Origin of the sequence: Flavobacterium sp. 90 (assembly GCF_004339525.1) — a bacterium.
Taxonomy (GTDB): domain Bacteria; phylum Bacteroidota; class Bacteroidia; order Flavobacteriales; family Flavobacteriaceae; genus Flavobacterium.
Genome location: NZ_SMGE01000001.1, coordinates 3,539,303 through 3,558,820, shown reverse-complemented (window position 1 = coordinate 3,558,820; position 19,518 = coordinate 3,539,303). Strand labels below are relative to the sequence as shown.

Here is a 19,518-nt window from a genome sequence, read left to right as displayed (position 1 = left end):
TAACATTCCCATAAAAAAGAGAACCAATCCTACAACCAACAAAATATAATAAAAAGACAAACTTTTGTCTTTTAATACATTTGCCAAAACAAAACATATAACACTTGCAAAATAAAAACTAACTGGCGTTATATTTTTTAAAGAAGAAAAACTCATTGAAATTACCTTAAAAGATTATTTAAAAAAACTATCTACAAATTCATATTTATTGAAGACTTGCAAATCTTCAATTCCTTCACCAATACCAATATACTTCACAGGAATCTGAAATTGATCTGAAATACCAATTACAACACCACCTTTTGCAGTTCCGTCTAGTTTGGTAACAGCAAGAGAAGTTACTTCAGTAGCAGCCGTAAATTGTTTTGCTTGTTCAAAAGCATTTTGACCGGTAGAACCATCCAAAACCAAAAGCACATCATGTGGAGCATCAGCAACAACTTTCTGCATTACACGTTTTACTTTGGTAAGTTCGTTCATCAAATTGATTTTGTTATGCAAACGTCCTGCAGTATCTATAATTACTACATCGGCATTTTGAGCTACAGCAGATTGTAACGTATCAAAAGCAACAGAAGCAGGATCGCTACCCATATTTTGTCTTACGATTGGCACACCTACACGATCTGCCCAAACTTGTAATTGATCAATAGCAGCCGCACGAAAAGTATCCGCAGCTCCCAAAACCACATTATAACCTGCTTTCTTAAACTGATAAGCCAGTTTACCAATAGTAGTTGTTTTACCAACTCCATTAACACCAACTACCATTAAAACATATGGCTTTTTATCTTTTGGAATTTCAAATTCAGTTGCTTCGCCTGTATTTGTTTCAGAAAGTAAAGCTCCTATTTCTTCACGAAGGATTTGATTCAACTCCTCTGTTCCTAAATATTTATCTTCGGCAACACGTTTTTCGATTCTTGAAATTACTTTCAGAGTTGTATTTACACCAACATCAGAAGCGACCAGAATTTCTTCCAGATCATCAAGAACATCGTCATCAACCTTAGATTTTCCGGCAACAGCTTTGCTTAACTTTGAGAAAAAAGTAGTTTTTGATTTTTCAAGACCTTTATCCAAAGTCTCTTTTTTATCAGTAGAGAATAATTTTTTAAAAAAACTCATTTTTTATAGATTGTTAGTTTTTTAGATTATTCGGTTTTATAATCCAAATAATACTTAATATTTAAAGAAAGCCAAAATTACGTATGCTTCTTTAAATTTTAGACAAATATAAAAAATAAAAAAGCTACTTCCGAATGAAAGTAGCTTTTCTATATAGTGTGATTGTAATTATTTCTTTTTCAAGAATTCATCAACTTCTTCAGGAGACATAATAGATTCTACGAATGTATATGCACCAGTTTTAGGAGATTTCACCATTTTGATGGCTTTTGATAATCTCTTAGAAGATGTTTGTAACGATGCTACGGTTTTCTTTGCCATGATTCAAATGTTATTTGAAGTTTTATAAAACTCTAATGGCAAAACCACCGAGCACTATAAATCTCTAATTATTACTTAATTTCTTTGTGAACAGTTACGCGTTTCAAGATTGGATTAAATTTTTTAATCTCTAATCTATCCGGAGTATTTTTTTTGTTCTTAGTTGTAATATATCTAGAAGTTCCTGCTACACCAGAAGTCTTGTGCTCAGTACATTCTAAAATTACCTGGATTCTATTACCTTTCTTTGCCATCTTGCTATATATTTATTTAGGAAAAGATTATTTGATAAATCCCTCTGACTGCGCTTTTTTCAAAACAGCAGAAATTCCATTTTTATTAATTGTTTTTATCGTAGATGCTGCTACTCTAAGAGTAATCCATCTATCTTCTTCTGGAAGATAAAAACGCTTTTTAACTAAGTTTACAGAAAACTTTCTCTTAGTTTTGTTCATAGCGTGAGAAACGTTATTTCCTACCATCGCTCTTTTACCTGTAAGGTCACAAACTCTTGACATTATACTTATCTTTTATCGTTATTCAAAATCAGGGTGCAAAGAAAAGAAAAATAAACGATTGAAACAAAAAATTATCGCACAATTTTTAAAATTTCTTTCTGTAATATTTCTAAACTCTTAATCGTCGCTCTATCTATCACTTTTTCACGTGGTTGCCCAAAGTTAAATTCTTCTACAATTATGCCAGTTGGAGTAGCCAAAGCGATAAAAACAGCTCCAATTTCAGCATCTGAATCTCCTTTTGTTGGTCCGGCGTTACCAGTTGTCGCAATTGCATAGTCTGTTTTAAGTATCTCTTTAACATTCAAAGCCATAGCCGATGCAACCTCAGCGCTAACTACCGTAAATTGATCGACCAAATCCTGCGAGACACCAAGAACATTGACCTTCGCCTCTGTTGCATACGAAACAACACTTCCTTTAAAATAATTTGAAGCTCCGGGAATAGCCGACAAAAGCGAAGCTATTTTTCCTCCCGTAAAGCTTTCGGCAGTCGAAATCGTTTTACCTTGTTTCGTTAAAATTTTCCCAACTACTGATTCTATCGTTTCATTTTCTTCATAACCTACTATAATATCATGAATTATAGCATCCAATGATTTTACATTTTCCTCTATTGCAGCTTCAAGCAATTCTTTATTTGTTCCTCTTGCTGACAAACGCAAACGCACTCGGCCGGGATTTGGCAAATAAGCAAGCTTGATAAATTCAGGCAAATTATTTTCCCAATCTTCGATACGTTCTGCAACTAAACTCTCGCCCTGACCGTAAGTCAAAATGGTTTTATGAATAATATACGGACGTTTATACTCCCGAACTATTTTAGGAATTATCTCTTCTTCGACCAGATATTTCATCTCATACGGAACTCCCGGAAGCGAAACAAAAACTGTGTTTTCTTTCTTCATCCACATTCCTGGCGCGGTTCCCATTTTATTGTGCAAAACAGTACATTTTGATGGCACTAAAGCCTGATCTTTATTTAATTGTGAAATTGGTCTTTTATAAAATCCTTCGATCAATTCTGTTACATGAGCCAAAACTTCAGGATTAACGACTAATTCGTCATCAAAGTAATCACAGAAAGTTTTCTTGGTAACATCGTCTTTTGTCGGACCTAAACCGCCTGTTACAATAACAACATCGACTTTGTTTTGTAATTGGGCAAACGTGTCTAAAATGTGTTTTTTATCGTCGCTTATCGAAATCATTTCATGAACTTCAACTCCGATTCGGTCTAGAGATTTTGCGATAAAACCAGAGTTTGTATCTACAATTTGACCTATTAATATCTCATCTCCAATAGTAATGATAGTTGCTTTCATATCTGTGGATTATTTTTACTTACTGTTTTGTAAGTTATTATTAGAAAGAAGGTTGTTGTCGCAACGATTTTGCGTGAGGGGTAGAAACGGCATCCTTTTGTAACAAACGACAAGTGCTCGTTTAACAAAATTTTCCGGAACAAAAGATATAGTGTATAACCCGACTCTATTTTTGACCTAAATTTAAAAGGTCAAAAATAGAGTCACGCCCATATCTTACAAATCAAAATCTTTTTTAATTTCTTTTATTGCCTCTTTTACCTGCAATTTAATGCTTTTAAAAGTTTCGACAATTTCTTTTTTCTTGCCTTCTGCTTTCGTCCAGGCTTCGACTTGAAGAATTTCCTCAAAAGCTACATTTAAACCCATTAAATCTAATGTAGGTTTTATTTTATGCGCATAAGAATAAGCATATTTATGATCCTTTTTCTTAATTCCTTCTTTGATTTGTTTTAAATCTTCGGGAACTTCGGTAACAAAAAGTTTTAGAATTTCGTTTACAAATTCAGGATCGTTGTCTGAAAGCGCATATACTTTCGAAAGGTTGTACTTTAAAGCCATTATTTTACTTGTATTCTGAATAATTTTTTATCTTCTAAAAAGCCTTCTAAAACATCATTTGGTTTAACTGCAGCAACTCCTTCCGGTGTTCCTGTAAAAATAATATCTCCTATTTTTAATGTAAAATATTGAGATACATAAGAAACAAGTTCATCAATTTTCCAAAGCATGAAGCTTGTATTTCCTTTTTGAACTGTTTTAGAATTGTTAGTCAACTCAAATGTAAGATTTTCCATAGAAACAAAATCATTTTTTGAGACAAAATCTCCAATGACCGCAGAGCCATCAAAGGCTTTTGCTTTCTCCCAAGGCAATCCTTTTTGTTTCAATTTATCTTGTAAATCTCTGGCTGTAAAATCTATACCTACACTTATTTCATCATAATACTTATGAGCAAATTTAGGTTCAATGTACTTCCCTACTTTGTTAATTTTAACAATTATCTCTATTTCGTGATGAATTTCTTCAGAAAATTCTGGAATTACAAACGGATGTTGCTTCAACAATACTGCCGAATCCGGTTTCATAAAAACCACAGGTTCCGTTGGTCGCTCGTTTTTTAATTCCTCAATATGATTGGTATAATTTCTACCGATACAGATGATCTTCATTTCTTTTTATAAGTTGCGAAGGTACTAAGCTACTAAGGCTCTAAGAAACTATGCAAAAAACTTAGCATCTTAGAACCTTAGCGACTCAGAATCTTATTTAGTATTTAACTTTCTTAATTTTATTGCCGTCAAAACTTTCTTAGTATACAAAGGAAAATCGGCGTTTTGAATCCAGCTGAAATATCCAGGCTCCGTTTCTAATACTTTATCAACCTTTGCTCCTTTATGTTTACCGAAGGTAAAAATCTCTTCGTTGTCTGCATCAAAAGCAATCATTCCTGCAAAATCAGCGATTTTTTTACGGGTTGTAAATTCAGACAATGATTTCATATCATTTTCTAATTCCGGATAACGATCTAATTGTGCTTTTAAGATTTCGTAAGTTGCCATTGTATCAGCTTCTGCTGAATGGGCGTTTTCAAGACTTTTTCCACAATAAAATTTCAATGCAGCACTTAGCGTACGTTCTTCCATTTTATGAAAAATAGTTTGCACATCTACTGAAACTTTATTTTTCATATCAAAATCAACTCCGGCACGAAGCAATTCTTCTGCAAGCAACGGAATATCGAAACGATCTGAATTAAAACCTCCCAAATCACTATCCTTAATCATATTATGAACTTGTGGCGCCAATTCTGTAAAAGTAGGTTCGTTTGCTACTTTTTCATCCGTGATACCATGAACAGCAGTGGTTTGCGGAGGAATTGGAATCGTTGGATTCACCAACCAGGTTTTACTTTCTTTATTTCCGTTTGGAAAAACTTTGAATATCGAAATTTCTACAATTCGATCTTTACCGATATCAATTCCGGTTGTTTCAAGATCAAAAAAGCAAATTGGTTTGTTGAGTTTGAGTTCCATTTTTAATTTTTATAAGATTACAAATGTAATTTTTAAAGCCGAATTTTCCCTTTTATTCTTGATTTTTTTAAACAAAAATGGCTGCGATTTCGACATTTTAACTTTTAAAATCAATCAAAATGTAAGCTCTCATTCATTTCTTAACCTTTTCCTACAAAACAAAAAACCCGGGAAATTTTAATAATTTCCCGGGTTTCAATTTATTTTTATTCTGATATTAGAAATCTCTGTCTACATCAAAAGCTTCTAAATATTCGGCTACACGTTTTACAAAACTTCCACCTAAAGCTCCATCTACAACTCTATGATCGTAAGAATGCGATAAGAACATTTTTTGACGGATTCCGATAAAATCACCTTCCGGAGTTTCGATAACTGCAGGCACTTTACGAATCGCTCCAAGAGCAAGAATTCCAACTTGTGGCTGATTGATAATTGGCGTTCCAAAAACACTTCCAAAAGTTCCCACGTTTGTAACTGTATAAGTTCCGCCTTGAGTATCGTCTGGTTTTAGTTTTCCGGCTTTTGCACGGTTTCCTAAATCGTTAACCGCTTTTGCCATTCCAACAAGGTTTAACTGATCTGCATTTTTAATTACAGGAACAATTAAATTTCCATTTGGTAAAGCCGCAGCCATTCCTAAGTTTATATTTTTCTTTTTGATGATATAATCTCCATCAACAGAAATATTCATTCCCGGGAAATCTTTTAATGCTTTTGCAACCGCTTCCATCATAATTGGCGTAAAAGTCAACTTCTCACCTTCTCTTTTCTCGAAAGCAGTTTTTACTTTTTCTCTCCATTTTACGATATTCGTCACATCAACCTCAATGAATGATTGTACGTGAGCCGAAGTCTGTACCGAAGCTACCATATATCCAGAAATCAGTTTACGCATTCTGTCCATTTCGATGATTTCATCACCACCATTTACAGAAACCGGAACTGCTTGTTGACTTTTTTGAACCGGAGCCGCCTGAACTACTGGTTCTGCTGCTTTTGGAGCCTGAACAACCGCTTTAGGAGTTTCTACAACACCTGCTTTACGGTTTTCAATATATTTAAAGATATCTTCTTTTGTTACGCGTCCGTCTTTTCCTGAACCAGCAATATTTTCTAATTCAGTAACAGAAATACCTTCTTCCTTTGCAATATTTTTTACTAATGGAGAAAAGAATTTATCAGATCCTGAGAAATCTTGTGGAGCAGCGACAGTTTCTTTTGCAGTTTCAATTGTAGCTTCAATAGCAGCAACCTCAGCGGAAGCAGCAACTTCCTGAGTTGCATTTGCAGTTGGCGCATCTCCTTCTGTTTCAATAATTGCAATGGTTTGTCCTACCTGAACTAAATCATCTTTACCGAATAATTGTTCAACTAAAATCCCCGATACTTCGCTAGGCACTTCACTATCAACCTTATCAGTTGCAATTTCAAGTACTGCTTCATCAGCTTCAATTTTGTCTCCAACTTCTTTCAACCAGTTGGTAATGGTTGCTTCAGCGACACTTTCTCCCATTTTAGGAAGCTTTAATTCAAATCTTGCCATATTGTTAATCTAAAGGATGATTTTGATTTTGTGATTGCGAAATTACTGAATATTTTAAATATAAATTACACTTAATATAATTTTTTACTCAATTTTTATAATTTGCCCTCTGTCATTTCGGGAATTACTTCCTATAATAAAATTGGTGTTTTTGGGGAAAATCTTAAAAGTAATGTTCTTATCTTTAAGAGTTTCTATCATTTTGATACATTTTTTGAATGAAATATAGTGATTATCCAAAATAATCTCTCCTCGTTTACCCTTAAAAAGTAGGCACGAATTTACCATTTTTTCTTTTTTTAAATCCAAAAAGAGTACTTTATTTTTTAAAATAGAAGGTAATTTTTCAGACAAAATTTTATTTGAAGAACAAAAAAAGACACTTTCGGGCAAAGGTTTTGACTTAACTTTTCCCTGAAACATTTTCACAAAAGAGAAAAACCAAATTCCAATTTGAATAAAAAATTCAAAAAACCAGGATTTCTTAAAATGCTTTTTATAAAAGAAAGTCATCGCTTCCTGAAAACGCTTCATGTACTTTTCGTCTTTTACCGTACTTTCTCCTTTATAATGCAAAACGGTAGTTTCATGAAAATAGTAATTTACTTTTTGTTTTTGCAACGCACGATACGACAAATCAATATCATCTGCATACATGAAACAATTTTCATCAAAACCTTCTAATTCCTTATATAAATTGCGTTCTAAGAACATGAAAGCTCCAACTAGAATATCGACTTTTCCGGTTTCATTTTCTCCTAAATGTTGTGCGTAATATTGATTGAAAAGTTTAGTTTTTGGAAAAATCTTATACAAACCCAAAATCTTTGTAAAAGCAATCCACGGCGTTGGAATTCCGCGTTTGCTTTCCGGCAGAAATCCTCCTGTTCCGTCAATTAATTTACAGCCAATTATTCCTAAATCAGTTTGCCTTTCGGCGAAAGCCAGAATCTTAACGAACGTATCTTCTGCAACAACTGTATCGGGATTTAAAATGCAAATATATTTTCCCGAAGCTTGAGAAACACCAATATTATTCCCTTTTGGAAAACCAAAATTTGAGGCGTTTTCGATTAATTTTATGTTCGGAAACTTATTTTTCATCATCAAACAACTCTCATCTGAAGAATTATTATCAACTACAATAATTTCAGCATCAAGTGTCGAAATCGCTTCCTGAACACTTAAAACACATTGTTCCAAGAAGTAACGCACATTATAATTAAGAATAATTACCGATAATTGCATGAAAAATATAGGAATTGATTTTTTCGAAAGTTAGAAATTTTCGGCTAAACCCAATCGCAATGACCAATCGTTTTTACTAACTCCAAAATCGAGCACCAAATTACTATTATTTTGCTTGTTCCATTTAATGCGTAAACCAGCTCCGGCGGCAGGATTCCATTTTTTAAAATCGTAGGTATCTAACTTTGAAACTGACGAAATATTTGTAAAAAACACAGCTCCCCAAAATCCATTCTTGGAAATATCAGTTCTATATTCTGTTTCAAAATACATCAATGCATTACTTCGAAATCTATTTCTGGTAAAACCGCGACCTGTTTTTCCATCGCGATCCCAACCAATACTTGGCAAATCGAGATAATGTGGTTTTCCGCCAAAAGTCGACCAATAAAAAGCTCTATAAGCCAAAACTCTGTGTTTATATTTACTAAACGAATGATATTTTCGAGCATCAAAATAAATAGAATTCCATTTTTTTCCGTCGACTCCAGTTGTGTTTATTCTATAATCGGCTTCTACATAAAGTCCTTGTTCCGGATTTACGTTATTTTTTCTGGAATCATAAAGTCCCTGAACAGCAACTCCAAAAGAGTTTTCATCGGAGAAATCTCCATTCATATATTTGTAATAATCGGTTTGATCATCGATATAAGATTCCTCAGAAATATTTTGATAATTATCCAATAATAATCCTAATCCCATTCTGAAATTGCCAATTATTTTTCGGGTTGCAAACTGATAAAAACGCCATTGCTGATAATTTAGTGTTGACATTTTTTCGTCTGTATTGTGTCCGCCTAAACCGTAAGTATCTTGCGGATAAATCATATATCTATAATCTCCAATAAAATTCCACTTATCATCTTTTGTATAAATATAGGATTGAATAGGAAAAACATATTGCTTGGAAAAACTGAAATAAGGCGAAAAAGAAACCTGAGACATTTTGGTCGTATTACTATCGCCCAAATAGAATGTGGTTAAAAACGAAACGACCAATCCCGCATTTTTATTTGCATCTATAGGAACAGGAAGCAAAGAAAAAGCCACTTTTTTGTTTGAATCTACTCTTACGGAATCATTTTTATGGAATAGTTTATACAAAACATCCAAAATATCTTTTTTGTTGTTCGAAATCGTATCATTCTGTGAATAACAAAATGAAGTAAGAAAAAGGAAAAATAAAACAATTCGTGATTTTATACTTTTCATTTCGTAAGATTTTCAGAGACAACTTCTTACAAATTTAAAATTTAATTTAAAACAGTCGTCTATTTTAAAAAGAATAAAAAAAGAAAAACTAAAACGGATTGTAAAAAAGTATATTTTTGATTTTGAACAAAAATAGTTTTCCATGAAAAACAGAATCCTGATTCTAATTGATTCCTTTCTCTTGTTATTGACAATCTTTTTTACATCAGGTTTTGGATTTATGCAGCATGATTTAGATTCAGACCGAAATCTTGTAAAATCTTCGACTTGGTATGTTGCCGGTCCAGCCAAAGAAAATCAGGAAACCATAAATACAATCCGACAAAGAGAAGGGATTATCAGAATAACAGCAAAAGACAATCCAATTGGAGAAATAGAACTCAATGTCATGATTACGGCATCAGATTCAAATGATGGCATTGCAACAAACTTATCGAATAATTCGAAATTCGTCACTATAACTTACAGATCTTCACATCTTATAAAATTGCAAGCCCGAGAAGGAAATCAAGAAGGAACTGGTTGTGTACACGGCGGTTCGCATCCGAGAGTTGACATTCCGGCTTCTCCGAAAAAATTTAAGACGATTAAAATTCCTTGGTCAAATTTTAAACAAGACGGCTTAGCAAACGGAAAACTTTTAAATATTCATAACCTTTGTAAATTCAATTTTGTGAATTACAATCCGGTTTCGGGAGCATTTTTAGAAATAAAATCAGTTATAGTTCAAATTTAAAAACATGAAAACAAAACTTTTATTTATCCTTTTCGTTTCTATCTTTTTTTCAAATTTCGGCTATAGCCAAAATAAATCTGCTGTTTCTAAAATTGATATTAATGGTGTTTGGGAAGATATAAATCCCGGCGTTCAAAATGCAGTTGCCATTATATCAGAACAAAACGGAAAAATTATTTTCTCACATTATCTGGAATGGAAAGGACAGAAATTTGTTGAAAGCGGCACGGGAAAAAGAACAGGAAATACAATTACTTATACTGTAACCGTAACATTGCCAATTGAAGGCTGGGCAACCGCGGGAACGCATACTTTAAAATTATCTGAAGACGGAAATACTCTGGAAGGCTCTTTTGTAGACAATAAAAAACGAAACGGACCGATTGCGTTTAAACGTGTGAGGTAGAAAAATTTGTTTCAGGTTTCAAGTTGAAATGAGATTATTTAACCGCAAAGTCCGCAAAGGTTTTTTTTCCTTAGATTACGTTTAGCAAACACAAAGTTCGCAAAGCTTTGTGTTTAAAGCTTTGCGAACTTTGCGTAAATCTTTGTGAACTTTGCGGTTAAACTCCCCTACAAATGAAGCTGAATTTTATACTTATTACATAATTTCATTACAAACAACATTATTGTTGAGAAAACTAATGACCAAATAATTCCCGGAACGCCTACACGAAAATAATCCGGAATAACATGAATATTAAAAGCTATGCAGAAATAGTAAATTACTCCTGGCAAAATATAAATCAACAAAGGATTTGCTGCTGCCGGCATGAAGAAATTACTCCATTTTGTTTGTTTTTTAATCTCCATTAACCAATACAGAAAATAGAATAATACGGTACAAATTGCAGCCGAAAACATAGTCCAAGATGGTGTTCCTTTTATTTTTGAAATTCCAAAATAAGGTCTTAATAAATATCCTGTCACAAAAAACACAACGGCAAAACCCATTACTGCCCAATTGATTTTGGGAGCGACTTTTCTATCAAAGAACAAAAGCGAAATCACAACTCCGGCGCTTACTAATGAAGCATGTGTTAAATGTCCGGCGATAAAACTTAACCAAGGCGTTTGTTGTATTACAGATCCTTCTGTCAAATTAACTGAATTGGCGATTACACAAACTATCAAAAAAGCAATCATAGCCCATAATCTTCCTGAAACTAACCAATAATAGATTACTGAAATTAAATACGCCCAACCTATTAATCCCAGAATTCCCCACCATTTTGGTGTCATTCCAATTTCGCCAGTATCCTGAACGTATAAAAAATACAAGGCTACTAAAACAAGCATACCACCATATTGAATTGTGTTTTCTAACCAAACCGGAAAATCTTTCGCATATTTATTCCAAATTGGAATTGGCATGAAATAAGCCAAAAGTCCCCAAAATGCAGGCGCAATAATCATTTTTGTTGCATCATAACCATATTCAGCATTAACCATAAAAACACCAATAATAATTAAAGCGAAAGCTCTTTTTAAGGTATGTGTCCAAATTGTTTTTGTACTATCTCCTTTTAATAATCGAGCATTGAAAGCAAATGGAATCGACATTCCGACAATAAATAAAAAAGCCGGAAAAACCACATCAACAAAGGTCATTGCATCAGCGTCTGCCGGCATATGTTTCATCCATTGCGGAACTTCTTTTATACTAGCGAGCTCATTTACAAAAATCATTATAAAAATGGTAATTCCGCGTAAAGCATCTATCGAAATAATCCTTTGATTGTATAAATTCTCTTTAATTTTCATAAAATTTCAGCGTATTGATAACAACAAATATAAACTAATGGATGAAATGTCAAATTAGGTTTCTGTAACAAATTCTCAATAAATCGTTTTAAATAAATCCTCTAACCAATTTCATTAAAAATCCTTTCATTTTTTTACTTTTGCACACATGTTATCATTCCTCAAACCCAAGCTATACTTAAAAGACATAATTCCTGAAGGTTTTATCGACATTCATTCCCACGTATTACCAGGTATTGACGATGGTGCAAAGAATAGTAATGCAAGTATTAAACTTATAAAAGCTTTTCAGGAAATGGGCTTTTCTCAATTTATTACTACTCCGCATATTAGTCACATTTGGAAAAATTCGCAAGAGACAATTTTAAATAATCATAAAGAAACTATTCTTTTAGCAGAAGAAAGCAAACTTCAAATTCCTTTTGAAACCGCAGCAGAGTATTTAATGGATGATTGGTTTGAAAGTCATTTTCAATCCGAAAAGCTTCTTACGCTAAAAGACAATTATGTATTGGTAGAAATGTCGTACTTGAATGCTCCTATCCGATTGTATAAAATATTATTTGATTTGCAGGTTGCAGGTTACATTCCAGTTTTGGCACATCCGGAACGCTATATTTTTTATCATAAAAATTTTGATGAATACGAAAAACTAAAAAAAGCAGGTTGTCTTTTTCAGTTGAATTTATTGTCGACAGTTGGTTATTATGGAAGTGAAATATCCAAAATTGCTGACGAACTTCTTAAAAAGGGAATGTATGATTTTGCAGGAACTGATGTTCATCATATGAGACATATTAACGCTTTTGGCAACAAAATTAAAGTTAAAAGTATTTCTAATCTAAAAGAAGTAATCAATAACAATCAGTTTTTTAAATCTTAATCAATAAGCATTTTCTTCCCCTTTAAAGACATTGATAATCGTTTTTACGATAATTTTCACGTCCAGTAATAAGCTCCAGTTTTCAATATACCAGATATCATATTCTACTCTGCTTTCCATATCGCTCAATACTTTAGTTTCGCCTCGATAACCGTTGACTTGCGCCCAACCTGTAATTCCGGGTTTAGCATACTGACGCACTAAATAATTGTTGATTAAATCACTGTATTCCTTTGCCAGATTTACCATATGTGGCCTTGGTCCAACTACGGACATATCGCCATAAAAAACATTAAAAAACTGAGGCAATTCGTCAATGCTTGTTTTACGAATAAAGGCGCCAAATTTAGTAATTCGGCTATCTCCTTTTTCGGCTTGTTTTTTATGCGCCAAACCATTAACATACATACTTCTGAATTTAAAGCACATAAAAGTTCTATTATCGCGACCTGATCTTTCTTGTTTAAAGAATATTGGTCCCGGCGATTCTATTTTAATAATCAACATTATTATAGGAAACAACCACGGAAATATCAATAAAATTACAGAAATCGAAAAAACAATATCAAAAACTTTTTTTGCAAGTCTGTTTACCACAAGTTCCAAAGGTTCTGTTCGAAACATCAATACAGGCATATTTTCATAAAAAGCAACCTCAACTTTACTTGATTTTGTGTACAACTGAAAATCAGGAATAAACTTAATTCGGATCATATTTTGTTCGCAAATTCTGGTCAGTTCATTAATAATTTCGATATTATCAATATGTAATGCAACATACATTTCGTCTATTTTCTTTTCGGCAACAAATTCTGGAATTGCATTAAAACCTCCTAAAACTGAAGAAGCCTCAACAATTGAATTATCTATATTGTCATCAAAAAAGCCCAGAAATTTATAACCGTAAGTAAGATCTTTTGCTAATATTTTTCGGATTTTCTCTCCAGATTCATTAACACCAACAACAATAAAAGTCTTAAAATTATATCCTTGCGCTCTAATATATTTTAAAAGTTTCATGGAGAAATAACGGGAAACCATCAATAATACAAAGAAAATCATGTAAAAATAAACTAATCTAAGTCTCGAAATATCAGTGTATTTCAAGTACACCACAAATATTGAGATTAAAGCAGCATGAATGAGCAGTTTTTTTATGGTTCTGAATAATATTGATTCTATAGGTTCTACACGAATGCTTCGGTTTGAATCGTTCTGAAGCAATAATACTAGCCAAATTAAAATTGCTAATAAAGAAACTACTCTTTCTTCTTTTGACAAAAGCTTATCCAAACTTTCAAATCTGGCGTATGCAGAAAAAATTGTAGCCAGATTCAACAATATTAAATCTACTAAAACAAACAAAAGCTTAAAATAGCGCGAAAAACGATAATGCGATAGTTTTTGTAGAATTTTCATATTGAGGTTTTATGCTTAATTTTAGACTAAAAATTAATTAAAAATTTAGCACTGCAAAATAATATTTTAATTAGATTTTTCGGTACTATTTAGAATCTATTCTTTAAAAGTTTACTTTTATAGTATGCAGATTTAATATTGCAGATTATGCTTAAAACAATTCTATTTTTTTTCCTGATTTCAGCTTCTGCAAATGCGCAAATATCAGGTTGTACAGATCCACTTTCAAAGAACTATAATCCATTGGCAACTATAAATGACGGAAGCTGTTTATATGCTTCTTTCAAAATTAAACCGGAATATTCCAGGAAATTATCGGACTCGATCAAAGAAACTTCCGGATTAATTTCTTTCGATAATTTATTGTGGACGCATAATGACGATCATGATAAAACCATTTACGGATTGGATTCTTTGGGTCAAATTAAAAGAAAAATAGTCCTGAACGAAGTAATAAACAACGACTGGGAAGAAATTTCTCAAGATAGTACACATATTTATATCGGTGATTTTGGAAATAATTATACCGGAAACAGAACTGATTTACACATTCTGAAAATAGAAAAAGAATCTTTTTTAGCAGGAAACCCACAAATTGAAACTATTTCGTTTCAATATTCTGATCAAACTGATTTTTCGTCTCAAAAAGGCAATACCACAAATTTCGATTGTGAAGCTTTCATCGTTTCAAAAGACAGTATCTATTTGTTTACAAAACAATGGAATTCCTCAAAAACTTCTATTTATTCTTTACCAAATCAATCCGGAAAACACGTTGCACAACTAAAAGATACTTTAAATACAAAAGGATTAGTCACAGGCGCAACTTATTTAGAATCCAAGAAACTGATTGTTCTTTGCGGTTATTCTAAAATAGGAAAGCCCTTTTTATATCTTTTGTACGACTTTAAAAACCATGATTTTTTATCCGGAAATAAAAGGCGACTAAATCTCCCGCTTCCTTTTCATCAAATAGAAGGAATTTCGACTGAAGACGGGTTGCATTATTATTTAACAAATGAATCTTTGGTTCGAAAACCCATAATCAATGTTCCGCAACAAATTCATCGCGTTGATTTAAGTTCTGTATTGGATTCTTATCTCCATAAATAAACTTTTGCGGAACTTAATTTTTGTATTAAACCAAATTCCGCAAAAGTTAGTTTTATTTTATTTTAGACAGTATTAAATTAAAATTATCGATCACCAAATTGGGTTCATCATTCATAATGTAATGCCCGGATTTTGTAGTTGTAATGTGCGTAAAATCAGAAACTCCTTCTTTTAATAATTCATGCGCCTTAAACCATTTTTGTTTATCTGCTTCAGAAGTAGATGCATCGACTTTTAAGCTCGAAATTACAATTACAGGAATATTTGGCAAATGCGGAAGTGTTGCCATATACTGAGAATCTTCTATTATTTCTCTGGCTTCGCGTGTTCCTCCATAATTTTCTCCATAATTGGTCTTACATAGATTGTAAAGCATATCCTCTTCTTCTTGCGAAGGCTGATTATAATATTCGTGCGCTGGATCTATAAATAATAATCCGGCAACTTTAGATGGATTTTTAACCGCATAATCTCTAATAATCATTCCGCCAAGAGAATGCCCAATAAGAATAACTTTTCTGCCATTCGAAAAATTATTAATTACAGTTTCGAGTTCACTTCTTAATTGATTTATATTTCTTGGTTTTGAATCTTTTTCAGATTTTTCATAACCGGCTCTGTCGTATGTTAAGACATCTAATTGAGCACTTAGTTTTATTGGTATTTTTTTTTCGTTCCAAACAGAATGTCCGTCTCCGAGTCCAGATTCAAAAACTACCAAATATTTTGAGTTGTGAATAATGGAGTAAGTTGCCAATTTATGAGTTCCAACATCTACTTTTATTTCTTTTAAAGTTTCAGTATTATTATCACTGTCTTTATCGCACGAAACGAATGTAAAGAATAAACTTAGTCCAATTTTTGCAATAATGTTTTTTGCTGATTTCATTTCTTTAAGATTAAAATTTTCAGCAAAAATCCCTTAAAAACAAAGGCCGGTCGTTCTGATTTATAAATTAGAACCTATTTGTTTCTTATATTCTGACGGAGTTTGTCCCGTGACTTTTTTAAATGTAGTATTAAAAACCGTTTTCGAATTAAAACCTACAGAAAATCCAATTCCTAATAAACTTAAACGATCCGTTTCTGAATCAATCATTAATTTTTTAGCTTCTTCAATTCGGTATCTGTTTATAAACTGATAGAAATTTTCACCAAATCCATTATTAATTACATACGAAAGTATATGTGTCGAAATTTTCATCGAACCAGCCAATTTTACCAAACTTAAGCCAAATTCTAAAAAAGGCTTTTCGGTTTCCATTAATTGTAATAATCTGATTTTTTGCTCTTCTAATTCTTCGCTGGTCAGCAATTGTTTTCGTTTTCCTTCCGGCAGAGAAGTTTCAACAATAATAGTTTCTATTTCTTCTTTCTCTTTTAAACTATATGGAAAGATTTCTTTTTGTTTCTGCCAATAATAAGTTATGTACAGAATACTTAAAAAGTAAATCAAACTTGTCAGGATATCGAAAGTTTTATTCCCTTCGGATATTTGAAATACAATATCAAGAACCCAAAAAATGGTGATAAAAATAACGCCGACAATAATATTTTTCAGCCATTTTAAATCCAGATTCTCAGAAGTAGAATTTAAAAGTTTAATCGTTTTTTCGTGTTTAACGATTTTTCGGTACGCCAGAAAACAATAAATAAAAACGTACAGGCTGAAAATAAAATTAAATATTGCTATGGTTTTCTGGACAATTTCCGGACTTATATCTTCGGGTTTATTGTTGTCGTCTATTATCCAGGAAATAATAAGAAGAATAAAGATTAAGAAAGCGAAACTAAAATGCAAGTAATCAATTGCTTTCCATTTTCTGACTGGCTCGATATAATAGCACACACTTAGATAAAATACCGGAGCAACAACAAAACTGGAGATATTTATTAATTGATTCAGAATATCATCTTCTCTGAGTATTTTGCTGTCTACAATGACATTTTCAAATAAAATTAAAAAAATACAGCCTATAAAAGATCCAAACCAGCGATTGGCTTTTACATTGATCTTATTTTGATTTACAAAAATTATAAATGTCAGTAAAAATGCTGCTCCGCAAATTATTGCATTGAATATCGAGTACATAAAACAATTTTGATCACAAATCTAAATAATTAAGTTTGTCTTAGTCAACTTAAATAAGATTAACAATTCGTAAATGGTAAGATAAAAGTTTACTTTTGCAAAAAGTTATGTTTTCTAAAACATTCATAACTTATAATTTATAACTCATATTTTACAAAGTGAATTACTTATCTGTAGAAAATATATCGAAGTCTTTTGGCGAAAGAACGCTTTTTGACAATATCTCATTTGGAATCAATAAAGACCAAAAAATTGCTTTTATAGCTAAAAACGGTTCGGGAAAAACTACCATTATGAGTATCATTAATGGTTTGGACGAACCTGACACAGGTCAAGTAGTTTTGAGAAAAGGAATCAGAATGGCATTTCTTTCGCAAGATAATAATCTACAAGATGAGCTAACCATTGAAGAAAGCATTTTTGCATCAGACAATGAAACGCTTAAAGTAATCGAAGCTTACGAAAAAGCACTTGAAAATCCAGACGATGAAGAAGCGTATCAAAAAGCTTTTGATGGAATGGATCAGCATAATGCGTGGGATTTTGAAACGCAATACAAACAAATTTTATTCAAACTGAAACTTGAAGATTTTAAACTTAAAGTAAAAAATCTTTCGGGTGGACAAAAAAAGCGTCTTTCCTTAGCCATCATTTTGATTAATCGTCCTGATTTATTGATTCTTGATGAGCCAACCAATCACTTGGATCTTGAAATGATCGAATGGCTGGAAAGTTATTTTGCCAAAGAAAACATTACGTTGTTTATGGTAACGCACGACCGTTTCTTCCTGGAGCGTGTATGTAACGAAATCATCGAACTTGACAATGGTAAATTATACCAATACAAAGGAAATTACTCTTATTATTTAGAGAAAAAAGAAGAACGTATTACCTCTGAAAATGCAAGTGTTGACAAAGCAAAGAACTTATTCGTAAAAGAATTAGAATGGATGCGCCGTCAGCCAAAAGCGAGAACTACAAAATCAAAATCACGTCAGGATGATTTTTATGTAATTAAAGAAAAAGCACAAAGTCGTCGTCGCGAAAATAAAGTTGAGCTTGAAATTAATATGGAACGTATGGGAAGCAAGATTATCGAGCTTCACAAAATTTCTAAAAAATTCAAAGATCACGTTATTCTCGACAACTTCAGTTTTGATTTTCAGCGTGGAGAACGTATTGGAATCATTGGTAAAAACGGAACCGGAAAATCGACTTTCTTAAACCTTCTTACCGGAACAATTCCGTTGGATAGTGGACGTGTTGTAAAAGGTGATACTATAAAGGTTGGTTACTATACACAAAGCGGAATCAATCCGAAACCAAATCAGCGTGTTATCGATATTATTAAAGAATACGGTGAGTATATTCCGCTTGCAAAAGGCAGAATGATTTCGGCTTCGCAATTATTGGAACGTTTTCTTTTTGATGCTAAAAAACAATATGATTTCGTAGAAAAATTAAGTGGTGGCGAATTAAAACGTTTGTATTTATGTACAGTTTTAATTCAGAATCCTAACTTTTTGATTCTCGATGAGCCTACAAACGATTTAGATATCGTGACTTTAAATGTACTTGAAAGCTTCCTTTTAGATTATCCGGGTTGTTTGCTTGTAGTTTCTCACGACCGTTATTTTATGGATAAAATCGTAGATCACTTATTTATCTTTAGAGGAAAAGGAGAAATCGAAAGCTTCCCAGGAAACTATTCTGATTTCAGAGCTTATGAAGACAGTGCTGATGTTGCTCAAAAAGAAGAAAACAAAGCCGAAAAGAAAGACTGGAAACAAAATAATCCAACAGGAAATCTAACTTTCAACGAGCAAAAAGAATATCAAAAACTGGAAAGAGAAATTAAAGATTTAGAAATCGATAAAACTAAAATCGAACAATTATTCTCTGATGGAAAAGTAGCTGACGCCGATATCGAGAAAAAAGCTAACGAATTACAAAATATCATTAATAAAATAGATCAGAAAGAAGAACGTTGGTTTGAGCTTTCGGCTAAGATAGAAGGATAGTTTTTTTTTAGTTTTCGATAGAAAAACAGAAGCTTATATTATAAAGAGTCTCAATACTATTAGTGATAGCACTAAAAGTATTGAGACTCTTTTTTTTCGCACAAAAGCAATCTAAAATTAACAAGAAACTATTTCAAAAAATAAAGTCTTTTTTAT

At 32.4% G+C, this 19,518-nt stretch carries 20 protein-coding genes; 5 read left to right on the top strand and 15 right to left on the bottom strand.

Annotation, left to right across the window (positions count from 1 at the left end; all coding sequences use genetic code 11):
- Nucleotides 1-174: 174 nt before the first annotated feature.
- From ftsY to C8C83_RS14955, 11 genes are all read right to left on the bottom strand, one after another.
- On the bottom strand, nucleotides 175-1,128 hold the full coding sequence (gene ftsY, locus C8C83_RS15005) for a signal recognition particle-docking protein FtsY (protein WP_121329247.1): 954 nt from the start codon (nucleotides 1,126-1,128) through the stop codon (nucleotides 175-177).
- Between the two features lie 168 nt (nucleotides 1,129-1,296).
- Nucleotides 1,297-1,449 carry a DUF4295 domain-containing protein gene (locus tag C8C83_RS15000; RefSeq protein ID WP_121329246.1) on the bottom strand — a complete coding sequence of 51 codons (153 nt, stop codon included), beginning with the start codon at nucleotides 1,447-1,449 and terminating at the stop codon, nucleotides 1,297-1,299.
- A gap of 71 nt (nucleotides 1,450-1,520) precedes the next feature.
- Entirely contained in the window at nucleotides 1,521-1,703 is a 183-nt protein-coding gene (rpmG, locus tag C8C83_RS14995; protein WP_017495179.1) for a 50S ribosomal protein L33, read from the bottom strand.
- 27 nt (nucleotides 1,704-1,730) lie between these two features.
- Nucleotides 1,731-1,967, bottom strand: coding sequence for a 50S ribosomal protein L28 (gene rpmB, locus C8C83_RS14990; RefSeq protein WP_007805815.1), 237 nt, complete (start codon nucleotides 1,965-1,967; stop codon nucleotides 1,731-1,733).
- A gap of 71 nt (nucleotides 1,968-2,038) precedes the next feature.
- Nucleotides 2,039-3,292 (bottom strand): CinA family nicotinamide mononucleotide deamidase-related protein, encoded by a 1,254-nt coding sequence (locus C8C83_RS14985; protein WP_121329245.1) that lies wholly within the window; start codon nucleotides 3,290-3,292, stop codon nucleotides 2,039-2,041.
- Nucleotides 3,293-3,508: 216 nt separating this feature from the next.
- Nucleotides 3,509-3,853, bottom strand: a complete 345-nt coding sequence (locus C8C83_RS14980) for an Hpt domain-containing protein (protein WP_089350788.1) — start codon at nucleotides 3,851-3,853, stop codon at nucleotides 3,509-3,511.
- On the bottom strand, nucleotides 3,853-4,464 hold the full coding sequence (locus C8C83_RS14975) for a fumarylacetoacetate hydrolase family protein (protein WP_121329244.1): 612 nt from the start codon (nucleotides 4,462-4,464) through the stop codon (nucleotides 3,853-3,855). The genes C8C83_RS14980 and C8C83_RS14975 overlap by 1 nt, the downstream gene beginning before the upstream one ends.
- A gap of 93 nt (nucleotides 4,465-4,557) precedes the next feature.
- Complete coding sequence (locus C8C83_RS14970; RefSeq protein ID WP_121329243.1) at nucleotides 4,558-5,328, bottom strand: 3'-5' exonuclease; 771 nt, start codon at nucleotides 5,326-5,328, stop codon at nucleotides 4,558-4,560.
- 217 nt (nucleotides 5,329-5,545) lie between these two features.
- Nucleotides 5,546-6,874: a dihydrolipoamide acetyltransferase family protein gene (locus C8C83_RS14965; protein WP_121329242.1), complete on the bottom strand. Its 1,329-nt coding sequence runs from the start codon at nucleotides 6,872-6,874 to the stop codon at nucleotides 5,546-5,548.
- Between the two features lie 84 nt (nucleotides 6,875-6,958).
- Nucleotides 6,959-8,122 carry a glycosyltransferase family 2 protein gene (locus C8C83_RS14960; RefSeq protein WP_121329241.1) on the bottom strand — a complete coding sequence of 388 codons (1,164 nt, stop codon included), beginning with the start codon at nucleotides 8,120-8,122 and terminating at the stop codon, nucleotides 6,959-6,961.
- Nucleotides 8,123-8,152: 30 nt separating this feature from the next.
- Nucleotides 8,153-9,334, bottom strand: coding sequence for a hypothetical protein (locus C8C83_RS14955; RefSeq protein WP_121329240.1), 1,182 nt, complete (start codon nucleotides 9,332-9,334; stop codon nucleotides 8,153-8,155).
- Between the two features lie 142 nt (nucleotides 9,335-9,476).
- Between C8C83_RS14955 and C8C83_RS14950 the strand changes: the two genes are divergently transcribed.
- On the top strand, nucleotides 9,477-10,070 hold the full coding sequence (locus C8C83_RS14950; protein ID WP_121329239.1) for a hypothetical protein: 594 nt from the start codon (nucleotides 9,477-9,479) through the stop codon (nucleotides 10,068-10,070).
- A gap of 4 nt (nucleotides 10,071-10,074) precedes the next feature.
- The gene (locus tag C8C83_RS14945; protein WP_121329238.1) at nucleotides 10,075-10,476 is read left to right on the top strand and encodes a hypothetical protein; all 402 of its coding nucleotides are present in this window, start codon (nucleotides 10,075-10,077) and stop codon (nucleotides 10,474-10,476) included.
- A 167-nt stretch (nucleotides 10,477-10,643) separates the two neighbouring features.
- Here C8C83_RS14945 and C8C83_RS14940 read toward each other — a convergent pair whose 3' ends face one another.
- On the bottom strand, nucleotides 10,644-11,834 hold the full coding sequence (locus C8C83_RS14940; RefSeq protein ID WP_132011799.1) for a DUF5009 domain-containing protein: 1,191 nt from the start codon (nucleotides 11,832-11,834) through the stop codon (nucleotides 10,644-10,646).
- A gap of 148 nt (nucleotides 11,835-11,982) precedes the next feature.
- Between C8C83_RS14940 and C8C83_RS14935 the strand changes: the two genes are divergently transcribed.
- Nucleotides 11,983-12,717, top strand: coding sequence for a CpsB/CapC family capsule biosynthesis tyrosine phosphatase (locus tag C8C83_RS14935; protein WP_121329237.1), 735 nt, complete (start codon nucleotides 11,983-11,985; stop codon nucleotides 12,715-12,717).
- Here the strand turns inward: C8C83_RS14935 and C8C83_RS14930 are convergent, their stop codons facing one another.
- Nucleotides 12,718-14,136 (bottom strand): undecaprenyl-phosphate glucose phosphotransferase, encoded by a 1,419-nt coding sequence (locus C8C83_RS14930; RefSeq protein WP_121329236.1) that lies wholly within the window; start codon nucleotides 14,134-14,136, stop codon nucleotides 12,718-12,720.
- Between the two features lie 147 nt (nucleotides 14,137-14,283).
- On the opposite strand from C8C83_RS14930, the gene C8C83_RS14925 reads away from it, so the two are divergent.
- Complete coding sequence (locus tag C8C83_RS14925; protein ID WP_121329235.1) at nucleotides 14,284-15,249, top strand: T9SS C-terminal target domain-containing protein; 966 nt, start codon at nucleotides 14,284-14,286, stop codon at nucleotides 15,247-15,249.
- Between the two features lie 52 nt (nucleotides 15,250-15,301).
- Here the strand turns inward: C8C83_RS14925 and C8C83_RS14920 are convergent, their stop codons facing one another.
- Entirely contained in the window at nucleotides 15,302-16,138 is an 837-nt protein-coding gene (locus C8C83_RS14920) for an alpha/beta hydrolase (protein WP_121329234.1), read from the bottom strand.
- Nucleotides 16,139-16,198: 60 nt separating this feature from the next.
- Nucleotides 16,199-17,341, bottom strand: a complete 1,143-nt coding sequence (locus C8C83_RS14915; RefSeq protein WP_132011798.1) for an AraC family transcriptional regulator — start codon at nucleotides 17,339-17,341, stop codon at nucleotides 16,199-16,201.
- A gap of 158 nt (nucleotides 17,342-17,499) precedes the next feature.
- On the opposite strand from C8C83_RS14915, the gene C8C83_RS14910 reads away from it, so the two are divergent.
- The gene (locus C8C83_RS14910) at nucleotides 17,500-19,362 is read left to right on the top strand and encodes an ABC-F family ATP-binding cassette domain-containing protein (RefSeq protein WP_121329231.1); all 1,863 of its coding nucleotides are present in this window, start codon (nucleotides 17,500-17,502) and stop codon (nucleotides 19,360-19,362) included.
- Nucleotides 19,363-19,518 lie beyond the last annotated feature (156 nt).

What these genes read in the sequence shown, in the direction of transcription:
- C8C83_RS14960 (WP_121329241.1), bottom strand. Translation starts at nt 8,122, where the DNA reads ATGCAATTATCGGTAATTATTCTTAATTATAATGTGCGTTACTTCTTG.
- C8C83_RS14975 (WP_121329244.1), bottom strand. Translation starts at nt 4,464, where the DNA reads ATGAAGATCATCTGTATCGGTAGAAATTATACCAATCATATTGAGGAA.
- ftsY (WP_121329247.1), bottom strand. Translation starts at nt 1,128, where the DNA reads ATGAGTTTTTTTAAAAAATTATTCTCTACTGATAAAAAAGAGACTTTG.
- rpmG (WP_017495179.1), bottom strand. Translation starts at nt 1,703, where the DNA reads ATGGCAAAGAAAGGTAATAGAATCCAGGTAATTTTAGAATGTACTGAG.
- C8C83_RS14915 (WP_132011798.1), bottom strand. Translation starts at nt 17,341, where the DNA reads ATGTACTCGATATTCAATGCAATAATTTGCGGAGCAGCATTTTTACTG.
- C8C83_RS14970 (WP_121329243.1), bottom strand. Translation starts at nt 5,328, where the DNA reads ATGGAACTCAAACTCAACAAACCAATTTGCTTTTTTGATCTTGAAACA.
- C8C83_RS14980 (WP_089350788.1), bottom strand. Translation starts at nt 3,853, where the DNA reads ATGGCTTTAAAGTACAACCTTTCGAAAGTATATGCGCTTTCAGACAAC.
- C8C83_RS14920 (WP_121329234.1), bottom strand. Translation starts at nt 16,138, where the DNA reads ATGAAATCAGCAAAAAACATTATTGCAAAAATTGGACTAAGTTTATTC.
- C8C83_RS14955 (WP_121329240.1), bottom strand. Translation starts at nt 9,334, where the DNA reads ATGAAAAGTATAAAATCACGAATTGTTTTATTTTTCCTTTTTCTTACT.
- C8C83_RS14950 (WP_121329239.1), top strand. Translation starts at nt 9,477, where the DNA reads ATGAAAAACAGAATCCTGATTCTAATTGATTCCTTTCTCTTGTTATTG.
- C8C83_RS14935 (WP_121329237.1), top strand. Translation starts at nt 11,983, where the DNA reads ATGTTATCATTCCTCAAACCCAAGCTATACTTAAAAGACATAATTCCT.
- C8C83_RS14945 (WP_121329238.1), top strand. Translation starts at nt 10,075, where the DNA reads ATGAAAACAAAACTTTTATTTATCCTTTTCGTTTCTATCTTTTTTTCA.
- C8C83_RS14985 (WP_121329245.1), bottom strand. Translation starts at nt 3,292, where the DNA reads ATGAAAGCAACTATCATTACTATTGGAGATGAGATATTAATAGGTCAA.
- rpmB (WP_007805815.1), bottom strand. Translation starts at nt 1,967, where the DNA reads ATGTCAAGAGTTTGTGACCTTACAGGTAAAAGAGCGATGGTAGGAAAT.
- C8C83_RS14965 (WP_121329242.1), bottom strand. Translation starts at nt 6,874, where the DNA reads ATGGCAAGATTTGAATTAAAGCTTCCTAAAATGGGAGAAAGTGTCGCT.
- C8C83_RS14925 (WP_121329235.1), top strand. Translation starts at nt 14,284, where the DNA reads ATGCTTAAAACAATTCTATTTTTTTTCCTGATTTCAGCTTCTGCAAAT.
- C8C83_RS14930 (WP_121329236.1), bottom strand. Translation starts at nt 14,136, where the DNA reads ATGAAAATTCTACAAAAACTATCGCATTATCGTTTTTCGCGCTATTTT.
- C8C83_RS14940 (WP_132011799.1), bottom strand. Translation starts at nt 11,834, where the DNA reads ATGAAAATTAAAGAGAATTTATACAATCAAAGGATTATTTCGATAGAT.
- C8C83_RS15000 (WP_121329246.1), bottom strand. Translation starts at nt 1,449, where the DNA reads ATGGCAAAGAAAACCGTAGCATCGTTACAAACATCTTCTAAGAGATTA.